The sequence below is a fragment of the Pseudoalteromonas sp. B160 genome, assembly GCF_037162485.1.
GTDB classification, from domain to species: Bacteria; Pseudomonadota; Gammaproteobacteria; order Enterobacterales; family Alteromonadaceae; genus Pseudoalteromonas; species Pseudoalteromonas rhizosphaerae.
Window position 1 is genome coordinate 2,219,295 of record NZ_JARLUX010000001.1, and the last position, 12,984, is coordinate 2,232,278.

At 41.1% G+C, this 12,984-nt stretch carries 7 protein-coding genes, 1 tRNA gene and 2 pseudogenes; 8 read left to right on the forward strand and 2 right to left on the reverse strand.

Annotated elements, in window-relative coordinates; genetic code table 11:
- Window positions 1-32: 32 nt before the first annotated feature.
- The 6 genes and pseudogenes from hscA (at window position 33) to nagP (ending at window position 8,639) form a co-directional block, all read left to right on the forward strand.
- Complete coding sequence (hscA, locus tag P4S61_RS10290; RefSeq protein WP_145236544.1) at window positions 33-1,895, forward strand: Fe-S protein assembly chaperone HscA; 1,863 nt, start codon at window positions 33-35, stop codon at window positions 1,893-1,895.
- Window positions 1,896-1,906: 11 nt separating this feature from the next.
- The gene (gene fdx / locus P4S61_RS10295) at window positions 1,907-2,245 is read left to right on the forward strand and encodes an ISC system 2Fe-2S type ferredoxin (protein ID WP_145236547.1); all 339 of its coding nucleotides are present in this window, start codon (window positions 1,907-1,909) and stop codon (window positions 2,243-2,245) included.
- A 434-nt stretch (window positions 2,246-2,679) separates the two neighbouring features.
- Window positions 2,680-4,107: pseudogene (locus tag P4S61_RS10300) on the forward strand (NAD-dependent succinate-semialdehyde dehydrogenase).
- 57 nt (window positions 4,108-4,164) lie between these two features.
- Entirely contained in the window at window positions 4,165-4,359 is a 195-nt protein-coding gene (locus P4S61_RS10305) for a hypothetical protein (protein WP_337118224.1), read from the forward strand.
- 80 nt (window positions 4,360-4,439) lie between these two features.
- A pseudogene (locus P4S61_RS10310) lies at window positions 4,440-7,087 on the forward strand (family 20 glycosylhydrolase).
- Between the two features lie 256 nt (window positions 7,088-7,343).
- Window positions 7,344-8,639, forward strand: coding sequence for an N-acetylglucosamine MFS transporter NagP (nagP, locus tag P4S61_RS10315; protein ID WP_145236559.1), 1,296 nt, complete (start codon window positions 7,344-7,346; stop codon window positions 8,637-8,639).
- 1,299 nt (window positions 8,640-9,938) lie between these two features.
- On the opposite strand, the gene P4S61_RS10320 is transcribed toward nagP, so the two are convergent.
- Window positions 9,939-10,406, reverse strand: coding sequence for an REP-associated tyrosine transposase (locus P4S61_RS10320; protein ID WP_337118225.1), 468 nt, complete (start codon window positions 10,404-10,406; stop codon window positions 9,939-9,941).
- Between the two features lie 527 nt (window positions 10,407-10,933).
- A tRNA-His gene (locus P4S61_RS10325) sits at window positions 10,934-11,008 on the reverse strand.
- Between the two features lie 282 nt (window positions 11,009-11,290).
- Between P4S61_RS10325 and P4S61_RS10330 the strand changes: the two genes are divergently transcribed.
- Window positions 11,291-12,109 (forward strand): mechanosensitive ion channel family protein, encoded by an 819-nt coding sequence (locus tag P4S61_RS10330; RefSeq protein ID WP_145236563.1) that lies wholly within the window; start codon window positions 11,291-11,293, stop codon window positions 12,107-12,109.
- Between the two features lie 32 nt (window positions 12,110-12,141).
- A complete protein-coding gene (locus P4S61_RS10335) occupies window positions 12,142-12,918 on the forward strand; it encodes a DUF481 domain-containing protein (RefSeq protein ID WP_145236566.1) in 777 nt (258 codons plus the stop codon).
- The last annotated feature ends 66 nt before the right edge of the window (window positions 12,919-12,984 follow it).

Sequence of the window (12,984 nt, forward strand, 5' to 3'; positions counted from 1 at the left end):
ATTGGTAAGTCAAACAAGAGTTAAAGATCATTATGGCATTATTGCAGATTGCTGAGCCAGGGCAGAGCGCGGCACCACATGAACATAAGTTAGCAATTGGTATTGACCTTGGTACTACCAACTCACTTGTTGCGACAGTACAAAGTGGCGAAGCCCGTACATTAACCGATGTTAATGGCGCAGCCATGTTACCGTCTGTTGTACGTTACGCCGCTGATGGTATAACAGTAGGCGAACTTGCCGCTCAAGCTGCAACACAAGATCCTGTGAATACTTTAATTTCAGTTAAACGTTTTTTAGGTAAAACTCAAGCTGAAATAGAGCAAAGCTACGGCCAATTACCGTATGATTTTTGTCAGCATGATGGCGCATTAGCGATTACCACCGCGGCTGGCAACATCAGCCCAATCACCGCATCAAGCGATATTTTAAAAGCATTAAAGCAACGCGCCGAAGAAAGCTTTGCAGGGCAAGATATTTTAGGTGCCGTGATCACAGTACCTGCTTATTTTGATGATGCACAGCGCCAAAGCACCAAAGATGCCGCAGAGCTTGCTGGTATTAATGTACTGCGTTTATTAAACGAGCCAACTGCAGCCGCAGTTGCCTATGGTTTAGATTCAGGCCAAGAAGGCATTATCGCAGTTTATGATTTAGGCGGCGGTACCTTTGATATTTCAATCTTGCGTTTAAACCAAGGTGTATTTGAAGTACTGGCAACCGGTGGTGATTCAAGCCTAGGTGGCGATGATTTTGACTCATTATTAGTGGATCATTTTAAACGTGAAACCGGTGTGATGACGCTATCTCCATCAGTATTACGCTTATTTATTAATAAAGCTAAAGCTTGTAAAGAAGCACTAAGCCAATATGCTAAAGTGAATGTTGGTCTTGAGTTTGATGATGAAAAATACACGGTTGAAGTCACTCGCGAAAAGTTTGAAGAACTAGCCATGGTGCTGGTGAAAAAAACACTCCGTTCGTGTCGCCGTGCAGTTAAAGATGCTGGTATTACAAACGACGAAGTACTGCAAGTAGTTATGGTCGGCGGTTCAACCCGTATGCCAATCGTACGTAACCAAGTCGCTGAGTTTTTTAATAAAGAGCCGCTTACCTCTATTGATCCGGACCGCGTCGTTGCACTTGGTGCAGCATTACAAGCGGATGTGTTAGTGGGTAACAAGCCTGATTCAGACATGTTGTTACTTGATGTATTACCACTGTCGCTTGGCCTTGAGACTATGGGCGGCTTAGTGGAAAAGATTATTCCGCGTAATACCACTATACCTGTAGCACGAGCACAAGAGTTTACCACTTTTAAAGATGGTCAAACTGCAATGTCTCTGCATGTATTGCAAGGTGAACGAGAGCTAGTTGATGATTGCCGTTCATTGGCTAAATTTAGCTTAAAAGGTATTCCACCAATGGCAGCCGGTGCGGCGCATATTCGTGTGACCTTTAAAGTCGATGCCGATGGCTTACTTAGCGTATCTGCAATGGAAAAATCAACTGGCGTACAAGCTGAAATCCAGGTTAAACCATCGTTTGGTTTGTCAGATGACCAAGTAGCTAATATGCTTAAAGAGTCGATGACTAATGCCAAAGATGATATGCAAGCGCGTATGCTCAAAGAGCAACAAGTTGAAGCATTGCGTGTTATCGAAGCACTTTATGCATCATTAGCAACAGACAGTGCTTTACTTGCTGAACATGAATTAACTAACTTGAACGCTGAAATAGCGAAGCTAGTTACAGTTCGTGAGACAGCTACCGAGCCAAATCAAATAAAAGCAGCCATTGAGAAAGTTGATAACGCCAGCAGTAAATTTGCTGAGTTAAGAATGGATGCATCGATCAAAAAAGCACTGCAAGGGCAGTCAGTAGACAACGTTTAAAAGAGGTTAGAATGCCACAAATTATTTTTCTTCCCCATCCGGAATTATGTCCTGACGGCGCTGCAATTGATGCACCAAGTGGTGAAACAGTTCTTAATGTTGCACTTAAAAACGGTATCAGTATTCCACATGCTTGTGAAAAGTCATGTGCGTGTACCACTTGTCATTTAGTTATTCGTGAAGGTTTTGACTCACTTGATGAAAGTGACGAGCTTGAAGACGACATGCTAGATAAAGCATGGGGTTTAGAGCCTGAATCACGCCTAGGTTGCCAAGCAATAATCCGTGATGAAGACTTAATAGTTGAAATACCGAAGTACAATCTCAATATCGTTAATGAAGAGCATTGATTTAAAGCGCAGCTATAAGTTGTAAGCCTTAAGCTTTAAAGAAAACACCGCGCTCAATTTGAACGCGGTGTTTTTGTTTATAAAGGTCGAAAATTGCGCGAGGTAAACTTGCGCCTACGGGTTTGGCATCAATGTTTGAATTTGCGTAGGAGCCGGCTTTAGCCGCGAAAGATTTAAGTGATTTATTCACAAAGAGGTTAAGAGTGCGCTGCGCTTTAGAGATAAGTGAAGGGTATATCTTCTCATTTACGCTCACGCGGCTACGGTTTGGCATCAATGTTTGAATTTGTGTAGGCGCGGCTTTATGTCGCGCGGTTGTATTGAGATGTTAGATTTTAGGTGGAGCTAGTCTTTGCCTTTGACCTAGTACCTTTCACTTATCGGTGGTGAACATAACATTGGCTATATGCCGTAATAATTGCTTTGGAGGTTTTATGAATAATCTACTATTTAACAACTCTTTCATTAACGGTGAGTTTTACTCTACTGAAAAACACTTTAGTGTTGATGATCCCGCTACACAGCAAAGCATCATCATGGTAAGTGATATCGATGATGATGGGGTTCATAAAGCCATCAACGCCGCTCACGGCGCATTTATTAAACTCAAAGCCACCAATGCCACAACGCGTAGTAATGTATTAATGCGTTGGTTTGAACTGGTTATGCAGCATAAACAAACCCTTGCTGAATTAATGACTAAAGAGCAAGGTAAACCATTAAAAGAAGCCCTTGGTGAAGTTGAATATGGGGCTGGGTTTATTAAGTGGTTCGCAGAGCAAGCCAAACGTAGCTATGGTGATGTGATCCCCGCCACTGATGACAATCATCGTTTAACTAGTTTTAAACAGCCTATTGGTGTGGTTGCAGGCATAACTCCTTGGAATTTTCCAATTGCTATGGTTACCCGTAAAGTTGCACCAGCCTATGCCGCTGGGTGTAGCTTTGTACTAAAACCTTCGGAACATACACCTTTATGTGCTTTAGCATTAGCTTATTTGGCTGACCAAGCCGGTTTTGAAAAAGGCGCTTTTAATGTATTGCTCTCTGAAAACGCTAAAATGGTGGGTGAGTTACTAACTGAATCTGAACTTGTTCGTAAGTTCACTTTTACCGGTTCAACGGGCGTAGGTAAGCAATTACTTGCACAATGTGCCCCTACTATTAAGCGTACTTCAATGGAACTTGGTGGTAACGCGCCGTTTATTATTTTTGATAATGCCGATTTGGATGAAGCGGTAACGGGACTTATGGGGGCAAAATTTAGAAATGGCGGGCAAACTTGCGTCGCCGCTAACCGTATTTTTGTACAGCGTAGCGTGCTTGATCAAGTTGTTGATAAATTAGCTAAAAAAGTTACAGCACTGAAAGTCGGTAATGGGCTTGATGACGCAACAGATATAGGGCCGTTGATTTATCCTAAAGCTAAGCAAAAAGTACAAGAGTTGGTTGCAGATGCCAAAGCAAAAGGTGCGGTATAAATAGGTGATAATGTTGAGCTTGGTGGTAACTATCAAGCACCGCTTATTTTAAATGGGGTAACTGCGGAGATGGACATTTACCATCAAGAAGTTTTTGGCCCGGTGGTGAGTATCATTGTATTTGATGAAGAGCCTGAAGTTTTAGCACTGGCCAACGATGTGCCTTATGGTTTAGCTGCTTATTTTTATAGCCAAGATTTGAAACAAATATACCGAGTGAGCGAAGCGTTAGAGTACGGCATGGTAGGTATTAACGAAGGGTTAATATCAAACCCCGTCGCACCGTTCGGTGGGGTTAAGCAGTCAGGTCTTGGTCGCGAAGGTGGCCACCAAGGGCTCGACGAGTACCTCGAAGAAAAATATGTGTGTATGAAAATTTAGCTTTAGAGCGGTAAGCTATAAGCTGTCCGAGTGCTTTTTAAGTGTTGACATAATAATTTGCAACGCTCAAATTTTTGGCTTACCGCTTACCGCTTACCGCTTACCGCTTACCGCTTACCGCTTACCGCTTACCGCTTACCGCTTACCGCTTACCGCTTACCGCTTACCGCTTACCGCTTACCGCTTACCGCTTACCGCTTATTCCCTATTTTTTCAATTAATGATAGCGCTGTCATTTTATCTTTTATATGATGGTGGTGAATAAATAATAATAAATAACAGATTACGTGGGGGAAATGCGTAGTCTTAGGGTATACAACGAGGAGAGAGCAATGGATTTTAAAAAGCGAACTTTAGCGAGTTTGATCGCGATAATGCCATTAATGGCACAGGCGCAGTTTTCGCAAACTGATGTGAATAACTTTGCCAAAGAGACCACTCTGACATTTGCTGTGGTAGATAACTTTCATAATAAAGACGCTGGTTTTTTAGGAACTATTACACTAAACAACCAATCTGATGTTGCACTTCCTGCAGGTGAAAGTGACTGGCAGTTGTATATTCACTCAGTTCGTAAGATCAGTACTGAGCTAGTTGCGGGTTTAAATATTGAACACGTAAATGGTGATTTACATCGCATTACCCCAACTAAAAACTTTACAGGGTTAGCTTCAGGTAAAAGCTTAGTACTTGAGTTTGACGCTCAAGTTTGGGTGGTTGCTTATTCTGATTTTATGCCACGTGCTTTTTTTGTATCTGGTGATAATAAACCGGCTATTTTTGCAAATACTGACAGCGAAGATATGACCCAGTTTGTTGCACCGTTCGAGCGTGAAAATCAACTGCGTCGTTATAACGAGCCAAAAGATTTAACGGTATTAGTCACCCCAAAAGTGCGTTTTGAGCGTAATCAACAAACGACAAGTCAAGTATCGCAACAAGACGCATTAAAGCGGATCATTCCAAAGCCACAAAAAGTAGAGTTTAATCGCGGTACTGCAACACTTGATAGCAGCTGGCAGATCACTTTCCAAGGTCAGTTAAAGAACGAAGTCATGGTGTTTATGCAAGATTTGCAAGATGACTATGGCCTGACCTTAAAAGCCCAGCCAGATCACATCAAACTAGCAAAAGAAAAACTGATCAGCTTAAAAGTAAATCCACAGTTGGCCGGTGGTAAATCAGAAAGTTACACTCTTGAAATAGATGACGATCGTATTGAAATTGTTGGGAGTGATAATGCCGGTGTCTTCTATGCCATGCAGAGCTTACTTAATCTACTCCGGCAAATAGCCAAGGCACTGTAGACATTCCACAACTTGAGATTGAAGACAGCCCTCGTTATACCTGGCGTGGCATGCACTATGATAATGGCCGCAATTACCACGGCAAAGACGCTATGTTCAAATTGGTTGAGCAAATGGCGCGTTATAAAATGAATAAACTACATTGGCACTTTTCAGAAGATGAAGGTTGGCGCTTAGAAATTCCAGGATTACCAGAGCTAACTGATATTGGTGGTTATCGCTGTTTTGACCTTGAAGAAAAAGAATGTTTATTAACACAGCTAGGAACCGGGCCATTTAAATCGGGCTCAGGTAATGGTTACTTAACCCGTAGCGAGTTTATTGAATTACTAACATTTGCTAAAGACCGCCATATTCAAATCATTCCTGAAATTGAAGGGCTTGGGCATGCTCGAGCATCAATCAAAGCAATGGAAGCGCGATATCATAAGCTTGCTGATGAAGCTCAAAAAACAGCTAAAAATAACCTTATTAATAAAAAGAATCCAGGAAAAGAAACGCAGCAAGTCGATATTAGTGCAGCGACACAATATTTATTGAGCGATCCAAAAGACACCTCGGTATATATGACGGTGCAAAACTACAAAGATAACTCGATGAACGTATGCATGGATTCAACCTATGCTTTTTTAGATAAGGTTACCTACGAATTACAACAAATGTACCGCGAAGCCGGTGTGCAATTGACTAACCTACACTTTGGTGGCGATGAAGTGGGTGCCGGTTCATGGGTTGGCTCGCCAATATGCCAAGCAATGTTTGCCGACCCCAATAATGGGGTTGCCGGTGCCGCAGATCTAAAACCTTACTTTACACAACGTGTGGCCAAGTTACTTGAAAAGCGCGGTATTTCGCCAGGTGCATGGGAAGATGGTTTAATGTATGACCGCACTAACCCGTTTAAGCGCGATGAATTTCCAAATAAAACCTTTACAGCAAACGTCTGGGACAATATTTGGGAGTGGGGTGTTGCAGACAGAGCTTACCGCCTTGCCAATGCAGGTTATCAAGTTATATTATCGCATGGTACACACTTATACTTTGACCATCCTTATGAAGCTCACCCAGAAGAACGTGGATATTATTGGGCAACTCGCTATACCGATACTAAAAAAGCATTTAATTATATGCCAGACGATGTGTATGCAAATGCCGATTACACCCGAACACGGGAGCCGATAGATAACCTTGAAGCTTTAGTTGGTCGTCCACTACCAAAATTAGAAAAGCCAGAAAACATCTTAGGTATGCAAGGACAAGTTTGGTCTGAAACTATTCGAACCGAAGATCAAGTATTGGCAATGATATTCCCGCGAATTCTGTCTGTTGCTGAGCGTGCATGGCACAAAGCACCATGGGAGGGCGAGCAGGTTGATCGTAAAAGCCAAGAAAAAGACTGGGCACAATTTTCTGCTGCAGTTGGTTTGAAAGAGCTTACAAAGTTAGCAATTGCAGGTGTAACTTTGAATTTACCTGTACCTGGAGGTGTGATCAACAATGGTAAGCTTGAGATTAATACGCCATTTGCATATTTAAATACCGAGTATAGTTTAGATAATGGCGCGAGTTGGCAGCAATATACAGCTCCGATCAGTGTTTCTGAACAGCAGTCTGTGGCATTACGTAGTCGCTTAAATAGTAAACTGAAGAGCAGAATTACTCATATAAATTAATATATTAGTAACTAATTACGTTTTGAAAGGGCCATAAAGGCCCTTTTTTGTGCCGTTGTAAAATAAATTGTTACTAGTAATATGGCTGTAATTAACGTAAAGTTTTATGGCAGCGCTGTCATTTTTGTTTCGATATTGTCATTTAAATGTCGCCAAAGTGTTATAAAGTACAGCAACGCTAATCGTCGATTTAAGTTTTTTTGAACTTAATTGCAATAAATAATTACAACGATAGCTCGCAACAAGAAGAAGTTTTATGGAAGCCACTGTGTCAAAAATAAACAAACAAAGTAACTTTATACCCATGGCCATTGTTGCCACTTTATTCTTCATCCTAGGTTTTGCAACCTGGTTGAACGGTTCACTAATGCCATACTTAAAACAAGTATTACAGCTTAGTCCATTTCAAGCGTCACTGATTTTATTCTCGTTTTATATAGCTGTTACTTTTACTGCAGTGCCATCGGCAATGATCATTCGTAAAGTTGGTTATAAAAATGGTATGGCACTCGGTATGGCAACCATGATGGTGGCAGGTTTGTTATTTATTCCAGCTGCAAAAACTCAAGTGTTTGCTTTGTTTTTATTTGCGCAGTTGGTTATGGGGGCTGGTCAAACCTTGTTGCAAACAGCAGTAAATCCGTATGTTGTTAGGATTGGGCCTGAAGAGTCAGCTGCTGCACGTGTTAGTATCATGGGGATATTAAATAAAGGCGCAGGCGTGATTGCGCCAATCGTTTTTACAGCATTAATTTTAAGTGATTTTACTGGCCTCGTTGGTAAAGATTTATCACAAGCTGAAATTGATTCAATGGCGAATAGTTTAATTTACCCTTATTTAGGGTTAGCGCTATTTATTGGTGCACTGGCATTTGCCGTGACAAAGATGCCATTACCAGAGCTTGTTGATGATGAGGAGCAAGGTGCTAAAGGGCAAGTAAAAGAAGCGCTTTCCCATCCAAGTCTTGCACTAGGTGTGCTTGCTTTGTTCGTTTATGTAGCCGTGGAGGTGATTGCAGGCGATACCATTGGTACTTTTGCGTTATCGCTAGGTGTTGAAAAATATAGTGTCATGACCTCTTATACGATGGCTTGTATGGTGCTGGGTTATATCTTAGGTATTGCACTTATACCACGTGTTATTTCGCAGCAAACTGCATTGAGTTTGTCTGCTATTTTAGGTTGCGTACTAACCCTTGCCGTGGTATTTAGCGATACTAGTTCAGTGGTTGTCGCAACAGCGCTTGGTTTAGAGGTACAATTACCAGATACACTATTGATGATAGCTGTGTTAGGATTTGCGAATGCTATTGTATGGCCTGCGGTATGGCCGTTAGCGTTGTCTGGGTTAGGTAAATTAACCAGTGTTGGTTCTGGTCTGCTTGTAATGGGTATCGCCGGTGGTGCGTTTGGACCACTATTTTGGGGTCTAGCAAGCGGTGGTGTGGATTCTGCCGAGGCTCAGCAGGGCGCTTATATCGTAATGTTACCTTGTTATTTATTCATCCTTTTCTATGCTGTTAAAGGGCACAAGATGAAAAGCTGGAAATAAGATTAAAGTTGAAAGGTTCAAGGTAAAAGTTTAGCTTTGTAGAACCTAGAACCTAGAACCTAGAACCTAGAACCTAGAACCTAGAACCTAGAACCTAGAACCTAGAACCTAGAACCTAGAACCTAGAACCTTATTTTTGAAAAGAATTTCTATAATGTAGAAATAATCCCGTGTGTAATGCCACCGAAAGGTGGCATTTTTTTGTCTGCAAGAAAGTAGCTTGCGAGCTGGCGAGAGTAAAGTTAGCGAGGGTACGCTAATCGGCGCTAAAGCGCTCTCCTACGGGATGGTGCATGTGTGTATATTTCTTGTAGGAGCAGGCTTCAGCCGTGATTGTGTTTAAGCTTAGGTTATAGGCAAAAGCTGATCGGCGCTAAAGCGCTCTCCTACGGAATAATGCATGTGTATGTTGCTTGTAGGAACAGGCTTCAGCCGTGATTGTGTTTAGGCTTAGGTTATATACAACAGCTAATCGGCGCTAAAGCGCTCTCCTACGAGGTCATGTGTATATATTGTATGTTTATTGTAGGAACAGGCTTCAGCCGTGATTATGCATAGGCTTAGGTTATATACAACAGCTGATCGGCGCTAAAGCGCTCTACTACGGGATAATGCATGTGTATGTTGCTTGTGGGAGCAGGCTTCAGCCGTGATTATGTTTAGACCTAGGTTATATGTAAAAGCTAATCGGCGCTAAAGCGCTCTCCTACGGGATAATGCATGTGTGTATATTTCTTGTAGGAACAGGCTTCAGCCGTGATTATGTTTAGGCTTAGGTTATATGCAACAACTAATCGGCGCTAAAGCGCTCTCCTACGGGATGGTGCATGTGTGTATATTTCTTGTAGGAACAGGCTTCAGCCGTGATTGTGTTTAAGCTTAGGTTATACGCAACAGCTAATCGGCGCTAAAGCGCTCTCCTACGAGGTCATGTGTGTGTATGTTGCTTGTAGGAACAGGCTTCAGCCGTGATTATGTTTAGGCTTAGGTTATATGCAACAGCTGATCGGCGCTAAAGCGCTCTCCTACGAGGTCATGTGTGTATTGTATGTTGATTGTGGGAACAGGCTTCAGCCGTGATTGTGTTTAGGCTTAGGTTATATGCAAAAGCTAATCGGCGCTAAAGCGCTCTACTACGGGATAATGCATGTGTATGTTGCTTGTGGGAGCAGGCTTCAGCCGTGATTGTGTTTAGGCTTAGGTTATATGCAAAAGCTGATCGGCGCTAAAGCACTCTCCTACGAGTAATGCATGTGTATTGTATGTTGCTTGTAGGAACAGGCTTCAGCCGTGATTGTGTTAATCATGTTCAGAGGGGTTTAAATAAATACAATCCCAATGGGGATAACTTCCAAGGTTGTCAACAATACCGGCTCTCATTGGGTTGGCAGCTATGTATCTTGCTTGATGTAATAAATGTTCTTCATCTCGAATTAATGAATCGTAGAAACCAGCTTGCCAAATTTGCTCATTTTTAGCTTTGTGCATGAGAAATGATGTACGCCCTTTTACTTTAGCCACCACCGAAGATAGCGAATCTTGTGTTTTCAGCTGCAATAACCAATGCATATGATCAGGCATTATTACAAAGCAAATTGTTTTAGTTAAGCCATTTAAATCAGATTGTTTTAGTGAGCGTATTAGAATTCGCGCATTACAAAAATCTTTAAATAATTTAACTCGTTGATGTGTACATGTGGTCACAGAATAATAATGGTTAATAATAGAGTGACGATGTTGACGTAGCTGCTGTGACCGAAGTTTCATTTTAATCCTTTAAATATAAAACGGTTTAATGAAGTATAGATTAAATTATGCAATCGGCGCTAAAGCGCTCTCCTACGGGATGGTGCATGTGTGTATATTTCTTGTAGGAGCAGGCTTCAGCCGTGATTGTGTTTAAGCTTAGGTTATACGCAAAAGCTGATCGGCGCTAAAGCGCTCTCCTACGGGGGGAGTGTGTGTATGTTGCTTGTGGGAACAGGCTTCAGCCGTGATTGTGTTTAGGCTTAGGTTATATGCAACAACCAATCGGCGCTAAAGCGCTCTCCTACGGGATGGTGCATGTGTGTATATTTCTTGTAGGAACAGGCTTCAGCCGTGATTGTGTTTAGGCTTAGGTTATATGCAAAAGCTAATCGGCGCTAAAGCGCTCACCTACGGGATAATGCATGTGTGTATATTTCTTGTAGGAACAGGTTTCAGCCATTATTTTTGGCTTGTGCTTAATATGAATTAATCAATAGGATGAAATTTTAAGACGTATTTGATATTGAAATTAAGAAGGGAAAAGATGGGGCGATTGACGGGGCTTGAACCCGCGACAACCGGAATCACAATCCGGGCTCTACCAACTGAGCTACAACCGCCACAACACACCTTGTTTGGTGTGGCGCGGATAATACATAAAATAATAAATCTTGTGAAGGGTTAAGAGCAAAAAAAGTGAAAAAAATTTAAAATTGAATGTTTTTGTTCGTAAAGTAGTCAGAGAATGAATGTTTAAATCGTTTTTTATCTGGTTGGGTAAAATAAAAATTAACCCTAAAGATGTTCTTTTAAAGATAAATAGATTAATTAATTAAATAATAAATTGAAATCAGATATAATTTAACCAGCAAACTGCTTAATACTGAATATCAGGAGTGATAATGGATACAATACTTAACTGGATAAACGAAAACTCAGGTTTGATTTTGCATTATGGCATTCAAGCTGTAATTGCATTGGTGATCTTTTTACTGGGTGGTCGTGTTGCAAAATTTTGCTCTAACCTAACTGAAAAAGCATTCGACAAAAAGAAAGTAGATAAAGCTGTAGGTTCGTTCGTATCTAGCATTGTTTATGCCATCGTATTTATGGCAACAATCTTAATGGCATTGTCACAAATAGGCATAGAAACCACTTCATTTATCGCTATTTTAGGTGCTGCAGGCTTAGCAGTTGGCTTAGCACTTCAAGGTTCACTATCTAACTTCGCATCTGGCGTACTTATTATATTACTTCGTCCTTTCAAATCGGGTGATTATGTCGAAGCTGGCGGTAAAGCTGGTACAGTGAAAAAAATCGAAATTTTCTCTACTGAACTACGCACACCAGATAACAAAGTTATCATCATGCCAAACTCTAAAATTATGTCTGACTCAATTATTAATTACTCGCGCGAATCAACTCGCCGTATCGATCTAGTTATTGGTGTTGGTTACGATGCAGACTTACGCAAAGCAAAAGAAGTACTTAAATCAGTCCTAGATCAAGAGTCACGCATTCTTAAAGATCCAGCTTATAACGTATCAGTGTCAGAGCTTGCAGATTCAAGCGTAAACTTCATTGTGCGTCCTTGGGTTAACTCAGGCGATTACTGGCCAACTTATTGGTCTTTAATTGAGAACATTAAAATCGCATTAGATGATGCGGATATCACTATTCCATTTCCGCAAATGGATGTTCACCTTCACAAGCAAGATTAATCAACCAAACAAGTAGCAAAGGTTATTTTTTAATGAAATTAAAGCTTTTATCAATTTTAGTTGCAGCATCTGCTGCAACTAACGCATTCGCTGAAGATACTAAAACATGGGAAGTTACCAGTGAGCTAGGTGCAATTATTACCAGCGGTAATACAGAAACAACCACCCTTAAAGGCGGCATCAAGGCGTTACATAACTTAGAAAGCTGGAACAACGAGTATAAAATTAACGGTCTTTATAAAGAAGACGACGTTGAGAATGATGCTGGTATAAAAGAAACGCAACGTACTAACGAAAAATACTCGTTATCAGTACAAGGTAACTATAAGTTAAATGAAGAGCATGCGCATTTATATGTTTATGGTTCACACGTTTCTGATTACTTTGGTGCTTATCGTAGTGAGTCGGTTATTTCAGCGGGTTATGGTCAACGTTTATTAGACCGCTCTGACATGTGGTTAAATGCTGAAATTGGTCCTGGTTATAAGTACTTTCAATATCCTGATACGAGTACCGAAGTTGATGAAAATGGTAACTCTTTAGCGGGTGAGCGTGAAGGTGAGGTTATCGCTCTAGGTAAGCTTGATTATAATTGGCAAATTTCTGATAACGCAAAGCTTACTCAGTTAGTTTCAGTCGAATACGGTGATACCAACACTAAAACACGCTCAGAAACAGCGCTTTTAGCTAAAATCAACGGTTCATTACAAATGAAGGTTGCTTATAACATTACTAACAACTCAGTTGTTGCTGACGACAAAGAAAGCACAGACACAGAAACGTCGCTGACATTGGTTTACAGTTTTTAACAATTAAGCCTCGTTTAGTGACATTTAACTGTAATAAAGGGACGTAAGTCCCTTTTTTATTTGTTT

What these genes read in the sequence shown, in the direction of transcription:
- hscA (WP_145236544.1), top strand. Translation starts at nt 33, where the DNA reads ATGGCATTATTGCAGATTGCTGAGCCAGGGCAGAGCGCGGCACCACAT.
- fdx (WP_145236547.1), top strand. Translation starts at nt 1,907, where the DNA reads ATGCCACAAATTATTTTTCTTCCCCATCCGGAATTATGTCCTGACGGC.
- nagP (WP_145236559.1), top strand. Translation starts at nt 7,344, where the DNA reads ATGGAAGCCACTGTGTCAAAAATAAACAAACAAAGTAACTTTATACCC.
- P4S61_RS10320 (WP_337118225.1), bottom strand. Translation starts at nt 10,406, where the DNA reads ATGAAACTTCGGTCACAGCAGCTACGTCAACATCGTCACTCTATTATT.
- P4S61_RS10330 (WP_145236563.1), top strand. Translation starts at nt 11,291, where the DNA reads ATGGATACAATACTTAACTGGATAAACGAAAACTCAGGTTTGATTTTG.
- P4S61_RS10335 (WP_145236566.1), top strand. Translation starts at nt 12,142, where the DNA reads ATGAAATTAAAGCTTTTATCAATTTTAGTTGCAGCATCTGCTGCAACT.